The sequence below is a fragment of the Nostoc sp. FACHB-892 genome (genome assembly GCF_014698795.1).
GTDB lineage: Bacteria > Cyanobacteriota > Cyanobacteriia > Cyanobacteriales > Nostocaceae > Nostoc.
Map to the genome: position 1 here is coordinate 1 of NZ_JACJTR010000057.1, position 15803 is coordinate 15803.

The 15803-nt window shown below is 42.0% G+C and carries 15 protein-coding genes; 5 read left to right on the forward strand and 10 right to left on the reverse strand.

Annotated elements, in window-relative coordinates; genetic code table 11:
- The first annotated feature begins 11 nt into the window (after nucleotides 1-11).
- The 5 genes from H6G96_RS35315 to H6G96_RS35335 all read left to right on the forward strand — a co-directional run bounded on the left by H6G96_RS35315 (nucleotide 12) and on the right by H6G96_RS35335 (nucleotide 8021).
- Nucleotides 12-5864 (forward strand): AAA family ATPase, encoded by a 5853-nt coding sequence (locus tag H6G96_RS35315; protein WP_242063541.1) that lies wholly within the window; start codon nucleotides 12-14, stop codon nucleotides 5862-5864.
- Nucleotides 5851-6480 (forward strand): response regulator transcription factor, encoded by a 630-nt coding sequence (locus H6G96_RS35320; protein ID WP_190918461.1) that lies wholly within the window; start codon nucleotides 5851-5853, stop codon nucleotides 6478-6480. The genes H6G96_RS35315 and H6G96_RS35320 overlap by 14 nt, the downstream gene beginning before the upstream one ends.
- 210 nt (nucleotides 6481-6690) lie before the next feature.
- Complete coding sequence (locus tag H6G96_RS35325; RefSeq protein ID WP_190918464.1) at nucleotides 6691-7227, forward strand: DsbA family protein; 537 nt, start codon at nucleotides 6691-6693, stop codon at nucleotides 7225-7227.
- A 36-nt stretch (nucleotides 7228-7263) separates the two neighbouring features.
- On the forward strand, nucleotides 7264-7638 hold the full coding sequence (locus H6G96_RS35330) for a hypothetical protein (protein ID WP_190918468.1): 375 nt from the start codon (nucleotides 7264-7266) through the stop codon (nucleotides 7636-7638).
- A 71-nt stretch (nucleotides 7639-7709) separates the two neighbouring features.
- On the forward strand, nucleotides 7710-8021 hold the full coding sequence (locus H6G96_RS35335) for a hypothetical protein (RefSeq protein ID WP_199339836.1): 312 nt from the start codon (nucleotides 7710-7712) through the stop codon (nucleotides 8019-8021).
- A gap of 272 nt (nucleotides 8022-8293) precedes the next feature.
- Here H6G96_RS35335 and H6G96_RS35340 read toward each other — a convergent pair whose 3' ends face one another.
- From H6G96_RS35340 to H6G96_RS35385, 10 genes are all read right to left on the reverse strand, one after another.
- On the reverse strand, nucleotides 8294-8935 hold the full coding sequence (locus tag H6G96_RS35340; RefSeq protein WP_190918471.1) for a restriction endonuclease subunit R: 642 nt from the start codon (nucleotides 8933-8935) through the stop codon (nucleotides 8294-8296).
- Nucleotides 8936-9460: 525 nt separating this feature from the next.
- Entirely contained in the window at nucleotides 9461-9796 is a 336-nt protein-coding gene (locus H6G96_RS35345; protein WP_190918473.1) for a hypothetical protein, read from the reverse strand.
- Nucleotides 9797-9946: 150 nt separating this feature from the next.
- Complete coding sequence (locus H6G96_RS35350; protein ID WP_190918475.1) at nucleotides 9947-10189, reverse strand: hypothetical protein; 243 nt, start codon at nucleotides 10187-10189, stop codon at nucleotides 9947-9949.
- A gap of 151 nt (nucleotides 10190-10340) precedes the next feature.
- Nucleotides 10341-10544 (reverse strand): hypothetical protein, encoded by a 204-nt coding sequence (locus tag H6G96_RS35355; protein ID WP_190918478.1) that lies wholly within the window; start codon nucleotides 10542-10544, stop codon nucleotides 10341-10343.
- Between the two features lie 49 nt (nucleotides 10545-10593).
- Nucleotides 10594-12399 carry a hypothetical protein gene (locus H6G96_RS35360; RefSeq protein ID WP_190918481.1) on the reverse strand — a complete coding sequence of 602 codons (1806 nt, stop codon included), beginning with the start codon at nucleotides 12397-12399 and terminating at the stop codon, nucleotides 10594-10596.
- A 214-nt stretch (nucleotides 12400-12613) separates the two neighbouring features.
- Nucleotides 12614-13045 carry a hypothetical protein gene (locus H6G96_RS35365; protein WP_190918484.1) on the reverse strand — a complete coding sequence of 144 codons (432 nt, stop codon included), beginning with the start codon at nucleotides 13043-13045 and terminating at the stop codon, nucleotides 12614-12616.
- A gap of 342 nt (nucleotides 13046-13387) precedes the next feature.
- Nucleotides 13388-14104: a hypothetical protein gene (locus H6G96_RS35370; protein ID WP_190918487.1), complete on the reverse strand. Its 717-nt coding sequence runs from the start codon at nucleotides 14102-14104 to the stop codon at nucleotides 13388-13390.
- A 3-nt stretch (nucleotides 14105-14107) separates the two neighbouring features.
- Nucleotides 14108-14518, reverse strand: coding sequence for a hypothetical protein (locus H6G96_RS35375; RefSeq protein ID WP_190918490.1), 411 nt, complete (start codon nucleotides 14516-14518; stop codon nucleotides 14108-14110).
- A 160-nt stretch (nucleotides 14519-14678) separates the two neighbouring features.
- Nucleotides 14679-15389: a hypothetical protein gene (locus H6G96_RS35380; RefSeq protein ID WP_190918492.1), complete on the reverse strand. Its 711-nt coding sequence runs from the start codon at nucleotides 15387-15389 to the stop codon at nucleotides 14679-14681.
- The gene (locus H6G96_RS35385) at nucleotides 15379-15798 is read right to left on the reverse strand and encodes a hypothetical protein (protein ID WP_190918494.1); all 420 of its coding nucleotides are present in this window, start codon (nucleotides 15796-15798) and stop codon (nucleotides 15379-15381) included. Before H6G96_RS35385 ends, H6G96_RS35380 begins: the two co-directional genes overlap by 11 nt.
- Nucleotides 15799-15803 lie beyond the last annotated feature (5 nt).

Below are 15803 nucleotides of genomic sequence, written 5' to 3' on the forward strand. Positions count from 1 at the left end.
GTTCCCTTAACTTGGAAGGAGTTATCAAGGCATACAGCCAGCAGGACTATCAACGCACTCTGGTGATTATCTTAGAAGATTTTGGGGGGGAGTCCCTAGAGCAATGGATGCACAAGCGCCGAGATATTTTTTGCCCTATGCCTTTATCGACTTTTCTAGGTCTTGCGATCGCCCTCACCGACATTCTAGGCAAAATCCATGCAGCCAATATCATTCATAAAGATATCAATCCTGGAAATATAGTCCTTAATCTGGATACTGGCGTTGTCAAAATTATTGATTTTGGGATTGCTACTCAACTTAACCGCACGAATCCAACTTTTAAAAGTCTTCATGTATTAGAAGGGACACTCGCATATCTATCTCCAGAGCAAACCGGGCGGATGAACCGTTTGCTCGATTACCGCACCGATTTTTACTCCCTCGGTGTTACATTCTACGAACTTCTAACCGGACATCTGCCGTTTGAAACAACGGATATTTTGGAACTAGTCCATTATCATATTGCCAAACAGCCACCTTCACCTCATGAAATAAATACAAAGATTCCCAAACCAGTTTCAGATATAATTCTGAAACTGATGGCGAAAAATGCAGAAGATCGCTATCAAAGTGCCTGGGGAATCAAAGCAGATTTAGAAATCTGTGTTCAACAATTAGAACAAATAGGTCAAATCTCTAACATTCAACTTGCGCTTCAAGACGTTTGCAATCATTTTGAAATTCCCCAAAAACTGTATGGACGGAACAAGGAAATTGCAATGTTACTGGCAGCTTTTGGCCGTGTAGCGTGTCCAGAAAACAATCGTATCGCTTCTTCACCAAATAATTCAGAAACGACTTCACAAAGTGAACAAACGGGCAATCCAAAATTCCAAGTTGAAATGATGTTGGTATCTGGCTATGCTGGCATTGGTAAATCTGCGTTAGTGCAGGAAATCTATAAACCAATTACCCAAAAGCGTGGCTATTTTGTCTCTGGGAAATTTGATCAATTCGGGCGCAATATTCCTTACAGCGCGATCGCAAATGCCCTGCAAAAATTGCTGAAGCAACTGTTGGGTGAACCCGATGAGCAGTTGAAACAGTGGCAATCGCGCCTGTTGACAGCATTGGGAAGCAACGGGCAAATCATCATTGATGTGATCCCAGAAGTTGAGTTAATTATTGGCAAGCAGCCACCCGTACCGGAAGTTGGGGCGACGGAAGCTCAAAATCGCTTTAATCTAATTTTTCAGAAGTTTGTGCGGGTGTTTTGTTCAAAGTCACACCCGCTTGTGATTTTTTTAGATGATTTGCAGTGGATAGACTGTGCAACGCTGAAGTTAATTGAGTTGATGCTGCTTGATGAGCAAACCCAATCCTTATTTTTAATTGGAGCCTATCGAGATAATGAGGTAAATTCAACGCATCCACTGGTATTGACTTTGGAAAGACTGCGAAAACAAGGAGCAGTCATTCAGGAGATTATCTTGGCACCCTTAACGCTCTTGCCGTTGAGTCAGTTGATTGCCCAGACGCTACATCAAAATGTAGACAGCGTTTGTTCCTTAGCAGAGTTACTGTTGCATAAAACCGATGGAAATCCTTTCTTTGTCAACGAATTTTTAAGGACGCTGTATAGCGAAAATCTGTTGACATTTGATGCACAACACTTAAGCTGGCAGTGGAACATTGCTCAGATTCAAGCTCAAAATATCACTGATAATGTTGTGGAGTTGATGCTTCACAAATTGAAGAAACTGCCAGAGAACACACAGCAAATTCTCCGGTTAGCGGCTTGTATAGGTGCTGAATTTAATTTAGATACGTTAGCAATCGTTTGTGAGCAATCCGCTAAAGCGGTTTCTCTAGATTTGGTGACAGCTATCCAAGCTGGATTAATTCAACCCCTGTCTGAATTAGATGAAAACTTGTTAGTTCAAGAATATAAGTTTTTGCATGATCGCGTGCAACAAGCCGCCTACGCCTTAATCGATCAGTCACACAAACAAGTTGTTCATCTCCAAATCGGTCGTAATCTCCTCGAAAAAACTTTACCAGAGCGATTAACAGACAGAGTGTTTGAAATTGTTGATCATTTAAATCATGGCATTGAACTTCTCACCAATCAATCTGAACGCAATGAAGTTGCTAAACTAAATTTAATGGCAGGTCAGAAAGCGAAAGGGGCGATCGCTTACACGATCGCTAAAAAATATTTAGCAACAGGAAGAGAATGGCTGGCAGCTTCTAGCTGGCAAACAAACTATGACTTAACCTTAGAGTTATTTTCAGAAACAACAGAAGTTACGTACTTATGTGGCGAGTTTGAAGATGTAGACCAGTGGGCAGGAGCCGTCCTACAAGAGGCTAAAACGGTTCTCGATATCGTGAAAGTTTACAAAACCAAAATCCAAACCAGGATGGCGCAAAGTGAGCACTTGAAAGCAATCAATACTGCGTTGCAAGTTTTGCGGCAACTGGGAATTAGTTTTCCCGAAGAACCCAGTCAGGCAGATATCTGCCTTGAACTAAACACAATCACATCCTACTTTCGTGAGAAACCAATTAAGGATTTGAGCCATTTGCTAGAGATGACCGAGCCAGAGAAATTGGCGGCGATGCAAATCCTATCTAGCGTCATGATTGCTGCTTATAGTACTGCTCCTGCTTTGATGGCTCTACTTGTATTTAAACAAGTCAACTTGTCCATCCAATATGGCAATGCCTCTGAGTCTCCCTTTGCGTATGCCAACTTAGGGTTAGTTCTTTGCGGAACGGTCAAAGATATTGAGTCTGGTTACCAATTTGGACAGGTGGCTTTGAGTCTGTTAACACAACTTCCTACTCATGTATTCAGAGCTAGAACATTGATGGTCGTAAATACCTTCGTCATCCCCTGGAAAGAACATGGAAGAGTTTCATTGCCGCCATTACTAGAAGGCTATCAAAGCGCACTAGAAACTGGAGATATAGAGTTTGCCGCCTATTGCGCTCATAATTACTGTATGCAATCCTTCGTCATCGGAAAGGAACTCATAGAAGCTAATCGTGAGATGGCAGAATACAGTGAAGTAATGCGTCAGTTCAAACAAGAAGTAGCACTCGCTTTAAATCAAGTATTTCAGCAATCTGTTTCAAATTTGATGGGATGTTCAGTCAATCCATCCCGTTTAATTGGTGAATTCTATAACGAGGAGAACGAATTGCCAGAGCATGGAACAGTTAATGATGGAAATGGTATCTTTGTTGTCTATTTCAACAAACTTATCCTATGCTATCTATTTTCTGAGTACATTCAGGCCTTTGAAGCCTTAATTGTAGCGGAACGTTATTTGGTCTGCGCTACAGCGTCACCTCTCCTCCCTCTGTACTACCTTTATACTTCTCTGTTAAAGCTTGTAACCTATTCCGCAAGCAGCGCTCAAACACAAATAGAAAGCCTGGATAAAATTACGGAAAGTCTGGAAAAAATGAAACAATGGGCACATTACGCGCCCATGAATTATTTGCATAAATATCATTTACTACAGGCAGAGAAAGCACGAGTTTTGGGCCAGTGGTTTGAAGCAGAAGAGTTCTACGAACAAGCAATTCTTGGTGCTAGAGATAATAGCTATCTTCAAGAAGAAGCATTAGCTTATGAATTAGCTGCCAAATTTTACCTATCTCGCGGTAGAGAAAAGTTCGCCCAAACCTACATGAAAGAAGCTCACTACTGCTATGAACGGTGGGGAGCAACTGCGAAAGTAAGAGATTTAGAAACTCGCTATCCACAGCTATTTCCTCAATCGTCGGATGCGGCTTCGCCAACCCCTAAAACTTCTGTCACCACCTCTAATGACTCACCCATTGCTTTCGACTTAGCGGCGGTGATGAAAGCTTCCCTTGCGATTTCGAGTGAAATAGAACTGGATAAGCTACTCAGTTCCTTGATGAACATATTAATTGAAAATGCTGGCGCACAAACAGGTTTTCTAATTTTAGAAAATTCAGGGAAATGGGTGATTAAAGCGTTTGGTGAACTCAATGAGGGTAAGAATGTCCATGCGACACAATTACTGCAACCTATCCCAACTGCAAATCATTTACCTGAATCAATTATTAATTATGTGATTCGTACTCATGAATGTGTCATTTTAAATGATGCTACTCGTGAAGGTAATTTTATTCATGAGCCATATATTCAACACAATCAAATTAAATCAATCTTATGCTTGCCTCTGCTCAATCAAGGTAAACTAGTGGGCGTGTTGTATTTAGAAAACAAGTTGGCGGCTGGAGCTTTTACACCACAGAGATCGCAGGTCTTGAATCTGTTATCATCTCAGGCGGCGATCGCCATTGAAAATGCCAGACTCTACTCAAAGCTACAGAAGAGCGAAAGTAGAATGAAACAGTTTCTAGAAGCTGTCCCGGTAGGAATTGGAGTACTGGATGCGGCTGGTCGCGTTTACTACGTCAATCAACGGGGAATTCAGCTAATGGGTAAAGGGATTGATCCTTCTGTGACACCGGAGCAAATCCCAGAGATTTATCAATTTTATTTGGCAGGAACAGATCAAAACTATCCAATTGAGAAACTACCAGTTATTCGGGCATTGAGCGGTGAATGCACCACAGTTGACGATCTGGAAATTCACCAAAACAATGCAATAGTTCCAGTTGAGGTGTGGGGAACTCCTATCTTTGACGAACAGGGTAATGTAGCTTATGCGATCGCAGCCTTTCAAGACATTACAGACCGGAAACAAGCAGAGAAACTGCTAGCCGATTACCACCAAACGTTGGAGCAACAAGTAACTGAGCGAACTTTGCTCCTTTCTCATGAGATTGAAGAGCGTCAACGAGTTGAAAACGCCCTGCGCCAAAGTGAAGAGCAACGCAGGCTGACGATGGATTTCACCCATATTGGCAGTTGGAACTGGAATATCGTTGAGAATACAACACATTGGAACGATAACCACGCTCGATTGCTGGGGTTAGTACCCGGTGAACAAGAGAGCAGCTATCAGGCATGGCGCGAACGGGTTCATCCAGAAGATATTCATCGGGTCGAGCAAGCTGTTACAGCAGCTCTAGCATCTCATACCGATTTTGAAGCGGAATATCGAGTCATCTACCCGAATGGTAATATTCACTGGTTAGTTGGCAGAGGTCGAGGCATTTATAACGCAGCCGGACAGCCTGTGCGAATGTTAGGTGTGATTCTCGACATTAGCGACCGCAAACGCGCCGAAGAAGCTTCAATTCTGGAAGAACGCAATCGCATGGCGCGAGAAATTCACGATACACTAGCGCAGTCATTCACGGGTGTTATTATTCACGCCAGAACTGCTGCGAACAAGATAACAGTAGACCCTCAAAAAGCTCAGGCTCACCTAGCTCAAGTCCAGAACTTAGCCCAAACTGGACTCTCGGAAGCACGCCGCTCTGTAGAGGCGCTACGCCGTCCCTACTTGTTAGAAAATAGTGATTTACTCAGTGCTTTCAAACATCTGACAAGTCAGCTAGAATCATCCACAGGTATAAAAATTATGTGTGAAGCTATCGGCATCCCCTATCCGCTAGCCTCTGAGGTGGAAAATAATCTGTTAAGGATTGGACAGGAAGGATTGACGAATGCACTCAAATATGCACAAGCAACTGAAATTCGTGTTGAACTAATCTATCAGTCCACGCAGTGCATATTACGAATTAAGGACGATGGACAGGGATTTGCAATTGATCGAGATTCTAGTCACAATGGCTTTGGTTTATTAGGCATGGCAGAACGTGCCGAACTCATTGGAGCACGGATCCAGATCCACAGTACCCCCGGACAAGGAACAGAAATTGCAGTGTCCGTGAATCAGCAGGAAAACCATCATGAGTCAACCTAATGCCATTCGTGTTCTGGTTGTAGACGATCACCCCGTTGTACGTCAGGGTTTGGTTGCAATGCTGGAAGAAGCGCCAGATATCCTTGTTGTTGGACAAGCTGGGAATGGTCAGGAGGCACTCGCTGTCTTTCGTCAAAAACAGCCAGATGCGACTTTGATGGACTTGCGAATGCCCCAAATGGATGGAGTTGCTGCGATTACTGCCATCTGCACCGAGTTTCCTGCTGCTCGGATTATCGTATTGACAACTTACGAGGGCGATGAAGACATTTATCAGGGATTGCGGGCAGGAGCTAAAGGGTATTTACTCAAGGATGCCGAACCAGAAGAATTGCTGTCCGCGATTCGCGCCGTTCACAAAGGACACAAGCACATTCCACCCCGCGTCGGTGCCAAACTTTTAGAGCGCATGGCAAGTCCAGAATTAAGCGATCGCGAGTTAGAGGTGCTTCAACTCATTACAACGGGCAAGAGTACCCAAGCCATTAGCAAAGCTCTATATATTACTGAACGCACTGTCAATTTTCATATAAATCATATTTTAAGTAAGCTGGGTGTCGAGGATCGCACTCAGGCGGTGATCGTTGCATTAAGGCGAGGTATCGTTAGCTTGTAGCATCATACCTGTCAAATTTGTCAGTTTATTAGCTGTCTAAATTGTCAGCTTATCAACTGAAGTTTTTCTCAGCGACAAAATCGAGTGAATCCTCTAAATTGAGTTTATGCAACAGATAACAGAGCCAAATCAATCTATCCAATTTTGAAAAAGGTTTCATAGCAATCATCTGTCTTTACCTGCTGCACTCTTTTCCTTAGAGGTGCTTTCATGAGTCTTGGTGATTATAATCGGTTATTTGCGCCGATTTTAGAACAAGATCATATTCAGGGATTGGTAAGTTCTTCAGTGGTACTCGTCGAGTATGGCGACTACCAGTGTCCCACTTGTGGCGAAACTCACCAATTAATTAAGGCAATCCAACAACAGTCCAATGACTTGTGTTTTGTATTTCGCCACTTTCCACAGCCGCAAATACATCCTTATGCTCAACGTGCAGCAGAAGCGGCCCAAGCGGCAGCCAGCCAAGGTCAGTTTTGGCAAATGCACGACATTTTGTTCACCCATCAACAAGCATTAGGAAACGGCGATCTTGTGGAGTATGCCAATAATCTAGGACTCGATATTCCCCAATTTCTGCAAGATATATCCAGTCAAATACACATAGCGCGTATTAATCAAAATATAGAAAGTGGATTACACAGTGGAGTAACGGCTGCCCCAGCTTTGTTTATTAATGGAATTCGATATACCAGTCGCTGGAACATTGAGCAGTTGATGGCAGCTATTGTCACTGCAAGGCATTAATGTTCCTGGTCTTTAAAAAAGAGAGGGTAAGCAGTTATGCAAAGAAGAACCAGTTTTGAAAGTAAGGGTCTAAAGTGTTCCGTCACCTTTTACACTCCGGATCAAGTCGCATCCGGTGAGCGCTGTCCTGCCATTGTCATGGCTCATGGAATTGGCTTGACCAAAGAAATGGGATTACCGCAGTTTGCCGAGAAATTCGCTCAAGCTGGGTTTGTCGTTTCGCTGTTCGATTATCGCTACCAGGGTGCCAGTGAAGAACAACCCACACAACGAGAAACTTTTGGTGTGCGACCGCTCTACTGTGAAACATGCCGTCCGCCACAAGCACCCAAGCAATCGAAAGTAGTCCCTCTCAAGAAGAGAAAACCCAGAGTTATGGCTTACGAGAGTGGTAAAGACATAGCCGGATGATTTTTTGTCTCAAGGGTGAATGAAGCAGTGCGGTTAGGCACTCAAAAATTATAGTATTGGAGCAAGCATTTGTGAGAGAGGCAGTCAGAAAAGAATCTGAGATTTTTTCGGAGTTAGCTGAAATATGTGCTTCTCTAGGATACGTTCATGCAATTGCTAGTCTTTGCTATCAGAACGACATAATTGAATATGCTGATACATTAACTCCAGAGGATATGCTTCAGCAGTTATCGAGGGATATTTTGGTGAGGACTGAAATATCAACTCTTGTAGGACTTGCTTGCAAAAAACAACTAAATATAGACTTGCCATCGCCTGAAGTAATCCGAAGATACATTGACAAGACTGATTCTTTGCTGAAAGAAATTCATCAGTCTTTGTAATGGATGTTTTTTTGCTTGATGTAATGACAGAAATGTTGCAGTCGCCCTTACATTTCTTGAGTTATGTAAATAGGCGGATATCTTACGTACCTAACCGATAAGCCCGTTAATGCTGACTGTTTCTGGTCAAGATTTTTCCATCAAAAATGATTTACTTCGTTGATAAGTTCCGAGAAGTTATTGGCGATTCCTTTAAGAATGTGTCCCGCCGCAAAGACCAATAATTATTAAGCGATCGCCTAAAAATCACGACTCACAGGAATAGCGATCGCCTAACTCCTCAAATCGCCAATATAAGTCCCAATTTGTTTAAGTCCCTGCAAAACTTGGATACGTTCTGATGTATTTTCAAGTAACCGATAAGTATTGGATCTAGTATATTGAGGGACATTTTGGTGGCGATCGCATTTCAAAAACAATACTTCTCTTCCGTTTGTAACCATTCCATAACAACTTGACTGTAAGTTGGGAGCGCTCAACAAATAAGTAAGTGCTTGGGGAATTCCCGCCGTAACGTCTAGTCTTGCAGGCTTTGACTCGATCACCAAAATCCAAAAACTATCTTGAATCACCAAAATATCAATCCTGCCTTGAACTGCAATAGCATTAGCTTCATCTGCAACTTCGATATTGGTACTTACTTCTGCTTTTACCAAAAAAGGAAACTGATAGAAACCTGCTAAATCTAGCAATGGTGATATAACTACAAGCTTAACAATTTCTTCGAGAGGTGGTTCTTCTTGACTAAGATAGGTATAGTTTCGAGTGAGGCGATCTAGTCCTTGTAGTTCCGCTTCGGTTAGAGTCGGCGCATTATTTAACCATTCATCAAAAAAGCGATCGCTAGAGTCGAGTCTCAAGCCAAAAGTTTGACGGAGAGCGCCAAGGGTAAGGCTACTAGCATTTGTAATCACGGTTAAATTCTTGTAGTAATTACATGAAGTTTAAAAGTCTAGACATTTGATCTAGCCTCCAATATCTAATATACGATATATTAAGAGCAAAAGAGAGATAGCCTAAAAATCACGACTCACAGTAATAGCGATCGCAATACATTACTCCCCTGAGTCGCAGATATTGTAGTGTTTGTTAATGTAACGCATCCAAACTTTACTTAATGCTAATTGTTTGTGCGTTACTCTCCGCTAGGACACTCGACAAGGTTGCTTTTTGCCAAATAAAATTCTATTCAGAGATATTATCCTGCAAAAATCTTGTTATTACACTTAGTTGGTTGTTTTATCTGACAGTTTATGTAACGTTCATGTTTAGCGATGTAACCGCCCTCTAATTCGTTCTGCTCAAAAGAAACTCCAATTACGTCAAAAATTTTATTAGCAACGTCCATTGAAATAGATTTCGACCAAGACATATTTACTCCAATGAATCCAAGAGTTCAGCTAAACAATTAAAGCCAATATTCATTCAACTCCTTCAACTTATTCCTCTTTTTGAACCAGCAATTTCCCAGACACCCCAGCCGTAAAACCCAACCCAATCGCCACTACAGTAACGCTGGGCTTAATAAATAACGTCGCAATTCCGATAACTGCGCCCCAAAGACAGCCATAACAGCAAACTATAATCAACTGATTTTTGGGTTTAGCCCTTTCGTCTGATATAGATTGATGGACTATGGCATAATCTTCGAGTTCACCAACGATTTCTGATAAAGAAGCGCCGTACTCTTTTTCCAATCTAGAAATAGCTAGCCTGTCTGCTTTAACTGGACTTATGGCTAATTTTTGTAATGCTGTGGTTAATTTATCGCTCATTTTTAAACTTCCTATGCTCCGACATTCCAGAAAATGTTTAGAAAAAATTAAAACTTACTGGATAGACAAAAAGACTCTATTTTTCAGCCGTACTTGGAAATGTAAGAATACCGGAACTTGACCGGAACTCGACCGGAACTGTGACGAATATTAGTGGTTAATGTTAAAAACGCTGAAACCATCTTTTTCATTTCCGCACAATCGGTTAGTGTCAATCAATTGTAATAGGGCATTTCTCAAGTAAAGGACACTCTTTTTCTCTTCGCCCCACTTGCGGCTGTTTCTGATAGCAGCAAAAGAAGTCGGAGGGCTAGTAGTAGCTGCAACGATCGCCACAATCTGTTCCAAATCAGCCTCAGAAATACTATTTTCTTCTACTTCCAGAAATTCCACTTCCTGATAAGGCTTTGAAAAAATGGACGGTACTGGAAAGGTTTTTTGTGTTTTTTCTTATTTGGTAATGTAATCAATTTCTTTTTTGAAAATATTTTAGCTACGGAAGTGCGATCGCCATGAGATTTGGAGTGGTGATCGCACTTGGTTATTAACCAAATATTTGTGCAATATCTGCCCCAAGCTCTGTAGCAGTACGCTCTTTAGCTAGTTCGGCAACATTCAGGATGCTTTCATTAAGTATCGTAAATGTATTGCCGGAACTTATGGCTTGCGGATTGAACGCTCCACCCATAAAGCTTAATGCTTTGCAATATCTGTCAAGTGGGTTGAACGCAGCGAGTCGTTTAACCAATGCATAGTTGCCTTGTCGAAATGCTGTTAAGGCTTCCTGATGTAAATTCTCAGTTTTGGTTATTCCAAGGATTGAACTTATATTTAATTGGGGAATTTTGGAGTAATTTTTCAATTCCCAAACGGATTAGCTCTGGGGGAACACCGTCTAATTTCAACTCGGTTTGGATAAACTCATCAATGGAACTGGCTTTCGTCTTCTCTAAGAGCGCCAACATCTGTTGAGCTTGGGTTGTTGGTGTGCTTGATGAAGTAGCTTCAGCTTGAGACGTTTGCTTATTACTTGGAGCAGAGTCAATAAAGTTTTTGGTATCCCGGTCATAACCAGAGAAATTCTTTAACAGAGGCATTGGTATCCATTCATTGATGCCGCCGTAATAAACTGCTCGACCGACTGGTGATTGTGCAGCAATCTCCATTACTTGGGTTGAAGTAATCTTGCGATCGCTGGGGATTAGTTGGGTGGCAATCATGGCATTGTAAGCTGGGACGTTATCAGGATGAACCAACGCTACAGAGGTTAACTGCGATCGCAGTCCGCCAGAAATGCCCAAGTCATCAGTGTGGGGATTTTGCACGACAATCCAGAAATGCCAACCGGAACTATCACCGCAAGAACAGTAAGAGATGATTTTATCTTTGAGCCAACCAATTTCACCCTTGGTATTTTTAAATTTGGAACAGACAGCCGTTCCTTCATCCAAAATAATCAGCTTGGAGCCAGAGATATTTTGAAATTCGGTAAAGCATTCTTTGACCCATTTAACGGCTTCGACCGGAGACATTTCTAGGATTTTAGCCCGTTTAAAAGTATCAACACGACCTTTGAAATAACCTGTTTCTTTTTCGTCACCTTTGGGGTCAATATAAAAGATATGTATGCCAGAATGCAGTCGCTTAATAGCATCGATTGCATTGCTAATGGTGATGCCCTTGCCAGAACCAGGGACACCAACCCACAGCATATTGGTAACTTTTTTAGCAATGTGAGCGATTAGGTCATATTCAGTCTCTTGCTTTGAGGTGTAAGTGGAGATTTCGGTATTGACTGAAGGAGAAGAGGTACTTTGCATGGGAGAAATTTCCCCTCCGCTCCTAGCAAATTGCCTCGTTTCCTCTTCAAACCTTGCTCCCACACCAGGAATCGGTAATTGAGCAAATCGAGCTTGTGGGATACCAAGGTTTTGTGGTTGTATGGCCTCTTGAATAACTGTTACTTGTTGGTAGTTAACTCGCGGGTCAATTGTCACTTGCGCTAAATGCCCAGACAATTGCTCACGGGTGGGAAACTGCCCACGTAGCTGAATAAACCAATCGAGCAGCCAACGGTAAGCATAAAATCTTTTCCCAGACTCAACGGCATTCAGGTATTCACACACAACATGAGAACATTGTTTGAGCATGGCGAACTCATATTTCTCCATTGGCTCCAAGTGAAGCATCAAGTCAGCAATTTCATTTTGGTTAGCAAAATATTCAACTCTAGCGACGCTATCACCCATTGCAGAAAGGAAAGCAAAGAAGTTACCACGAATGAAAGGGATGGGTGCAAATTGATGAGTATCGTTTAAGTCTTGAACAATTGACCAGAGATAACCAACCCCTGCAACAACTGCGCCAATCGGGGCTAAAGGAGATGTAGCATAGCACACTGCACCAGTAAGAGCCGTGGTCAGTGTGATGAACTTAGCGAGATTCATGCCGTTACGTTCATCCCTGGCGCGAACTAACAACTGATCCTGTCGTTCCTGTAACCAAGAAGCAATGTTGCCAGCTTCCAAATACTCAATGCTGGGGTAGTCGCTACGGAGGAGCGCCGTTTCTTTGGTTTCTAGCATTGGTATTTGTTGCTGCATCTTTGTTCTCTCGCGCTTAGTAAAGTTTTCTCATGTTGGTTGCAGGGGTGCAGGGGGGAGTAATTAACGCTTTATAATCCAAGGGGATGGATTGTTAATAATTGTGACTAAAATGCTTAAAATTCGGTTATATGTAGAGTTTTATGATGTTGTTTCTATTTAGTTGAACCATAATTCTTCTCCGATACTTCGGGTTTTACATTCGAGGAAATCATCATCGAGGTTTACCACAGTTTTCCAAGTAGTTATCAAAGCGTTTCTCTCCTGTTTTAAGCGAGCCGTTTTCATCCAAATAACGTACTTTAAAGTCAATAACTACAACATCGCCCGAATCATATCCAAGAATGCGATCGAGAAATTTTGTAGGAGGAACTTCATAACCGCCGCCAGGATTGACGGAACAGCATTCTGGATAAAATGCTATATACTCATCGAAGCTTTTATACTTGATGTGCTTGGGATACGAAATACCTGGGAAGTTTTCTATCGGTAATGTATCCCGGCTATTTTGGTAATCGAATACTGCTCTAACTTTTTCTTCATCACTTAGGTAACGCTTTTCTGCAAAACAGAAGCCAGAATAGTTTAAACCAAAATAAACAAAAAGAATTAGCAGCACGCCACCGATAAATAAAAACCTTTTCAAGATCAGACCTCAATGCTTGTAAGCCTTAGTTATTTTCGCTATTTTCGGTCGATGTATATAATTTTTTAACGATTGATTTTTCCTCGATGTAAACGACTCGTATTTACTACCTGTATAAACTCATTTGAAAATATCATATCGGTAAATTTTCTTACTTACTTGATCCGAGTCATTTAAAGCGTCACCGTGCCAATCCCGGAAAATAGTACCCTAAGAAAATTTCAAGTGCTTGAAACGACGATTTTCCGTTCAAACTTAATCAAAGCTAGCAGCATAATCATAGTTTTTTCACCAAAATGATGGTAGGATTTCCCGTTTTGGCACGGTGATTGCTCCCCTGCCTTATTTAGTTAATTTCCAAATGCTGTAACCAATCTCGCCTGCCATCATTGAGGCTACATTGTAAGCAAAACAAGCCAGGATTAAACCAGGGTTAGTGTAGCGGAAGGGATTTCGACCAACGAAGGTAGTAGTCAGATCCAAAACCCAGAAGAATAGTGCGATCGCTCCACCTGTATGACGTTCTTTCATGCCAGCCCTCTTGTAATCACCCCACAATGCCACTGTCAGGTCGATATTCCCATTCGGTTTACTGCCGAGTGTGTATTGTTTTGATTCCTCAAACTCGTTCTTGGCCTGTTGTGGGTCTTTACCACGCAATGTCCGAGCTTCCATCACTTGGACAAGTGCAGAGATACCGAAGCTAATCCAAAATAAGGGATTAAATAGGAGTTGTAACCAACCAAGCCAGCCAATCCACTCAGTTTCAAACCACGGAAAAATCGGTTTTCCCTGGAATAAAACTTGCCAGATGCTATCAGTAGAAAGGAGTGTACCAATCCAGAAACCAATTGCACCAACGAGCTTGTATCCGGGTGTGCCTGGGGTAACGAATTGGGCAATGATATGTGAGATAAAGATGACTGGCAGTGAGATTAATGCCACAATCCACCGAGCTAACAATTCTAGGTAGTCACTCCCTCCTTTTTTCGGCTCTTTTTGTGGTGATGATTCTGGTTTTGGTTGTGAATTAGATTTGTTCGGAGTGAGATATTTCATAAATCAATTGAGGGAATCTTGGTACAGTGGCGAATTCTTACAAGCATTTTTGAATCGATATTTCCATTTCCATTGCCTCTGTTCAATGCGTCCAATACATAAACCAGTTGAGTCATACACAAAAACTGTTTCATCTTCTAAATAACCTGTAGTGTCAGGTCTAGGGTTACGTTTTTTTGAGTCTAGATAGTTCCTGATTCGTAACTTACTGAATGAGGGCGTAACTCCAAGAGAGTTAATTTTATTGGCGGTTTCTGCTCTTTGCTCGGCTTTAATGCGTTCTAGTTCTTCAGACTCACGAATAGTAATGCCGTGAGAGTAAGTTTTAAATTGGGCTGGCAGTTGCGATAACCAAGGACTTGCAATTAACCCCATGCCCAATAATCCCAACATCGCTTGCTTCTGGTATTTCATTGTCACTCAACCGGAATATTTTACGGTTGTTGCCCGTCGATACTTTGTGTTGTCTGGGGTGGTGCATTAATAACACGAACGTAAACAGACAGCCCAATGCAAACTAGAAAAAAAATGACTGAGAATCCGAAAAGATTCTCCTTGAAGAACTTGCGCCATTTTAAGCTGGAGATTGGAATTTCTCGCTCAACAAAGAGCGTGTCAAATTTTTCAAGTCCTGAATTGTTGTCGGTTGTGTGGACTTTTTTTCAGGTGTTGGCACTCCTAGTTCTTGTAAGAATGCTTCCGGGTCAAAACCAGGAGTTGCAGTAGTAGTAAGGGTTTGAACTTGTTGCTTAATCTCATCCCCAGTCTTTAACCCGTACTCTTGGGTAATCTGTTGCCTGATTTCGGGATTTTTGGCCAACTGATAAATAAACGCTATTTCATCAAAACCTTGCTCTGTCCGTCGCTGCAATGAACGAGCATCAAGCTCACTGGTTATTTCATCAAACAATTCTTGCTCAAACTCATGAACTGCCAGCGCTTGAGCAACAGTCTTACCTGCCACAATGTCCAAGAATGCTTTAAACGTTTCCCGGCTGACTCCTTCTACTCGTAATTGTTCAGTGGCCATGTCCATAGCTCCCGTCTGTATATTCGCTAAATTGCTGCTACCTCCTAACAGCTTCGATTCGTCGAGGGTTGCTTGCGCTAGATTGAACAACTTTTCTAAGCGATCGCTGATTTCTACGGGAAATTCTTGAGCGTTCGGATCAACTGCTGGATCTGACTGAGCCAGTTGTTTTAATCCAGCAATAATTTGCTCTGGGCTGTAGCTAGCACTCAATAATTCAAATAATTCTGCACGGGTGAATATGCTATTCGACATGATGTATCTCTCCTAAACCGTATGATGTGAATCTAAGTTGTTCTTGTTCAAAGTTGCTGCGAGTATATTCACCTTTGTTAGCTTCAATAATGGCCTCAACAAGGGGCTTTTTATCAATACCTTGAACAATGTCAGAAAACAATTCGCCAATCTTTCCTACTACCCATACTTGGTACGTTGTCATTAATGGCGCACGTAGTCTCTTTTCTTGAGCAAAAGCTTTCATTCTTAAGAGTATTAATCTATACTCTGGAACAAGTTGGGCTACTTCTGTCCACCGTTCTAATGTACGGGGGCAGATGCCTAAAATTTTAGTTGCTTTGGCTTTTGACATCGGTAAAAGCAAGAAATTGACTCCCGATTGGCTTGGTTTTTGATGAAAAAGTTGTTCTCTCCATTGTGACTTCATGAACT

Excerpts from the sequence above, each read along its gene's own strand:
- H6G96_RS35320 (WP_190918461.1), top strand. The coding sequence starts at position 5,851 with ATGAGTCAACCTAATGCCATTCGTGTTCTGGTTGTAGACGATCACCCC.
- H6G96_RS35325 (WP_190918464.1), top strand. The coding sequence starts at position 6,691 with ATGAGTCTTGGTGATTATAATCGGTTATTTGCGCCGATTTTAGAACAA.
- H6G96_RS35330 (WP_190918468.1), top strand. The coding sequence starts at position 7,264 with ATGCAAAGAAGAACCAGTTTTGAAAGTAAGGGTCTAAAGTGTTCCGTC.
- H6G96_RS35345 (WP_190918473.1), bottom strand. The coding sequence starts at position 9,796 with ATGAGCGATAAATTAACCACAGCATTACAAAAATTAGCCATAAGTCCA.
- H6G96_RS35360 (WP_190918481.1), bottom strand. The coding sequence starts at position 12,399 with ATGCAGCAACAAATACCAATGCTAGAAACCAAAGAAACGGCGCTCCTC.
- H6G96_RS35370 (WP_190918487.1), bottom strand. The coding sequence starts at position 14,104 with ATGAAATATCTCACTCCGAACAAATCTAATTCACAACCAAAACCAGAA.
- H6G96_RS35375 (WP_190918490.1), bottom strand. The coding sequence starts at position 14,518 with ATGAAATACCAGAAGCAAGCGATGTTGGGATTATTGGGCATGGGGTTA.
- H6G96_RS35380 (WP_190918492.1), bottom strand. The coding sequence starts at position 15,389 with ATGTCGAATAGCATATTCACCCGTGCAGAATTATTTGAATTATTGAGT.
- H6G96_RS35385 (WP_190918494.1), bottom strand. The coding sequence starts at position 15,798 with ATGAAGTCACAATGGAGAGAACAACTTTTTCATCAAAAACCAAGCCAA.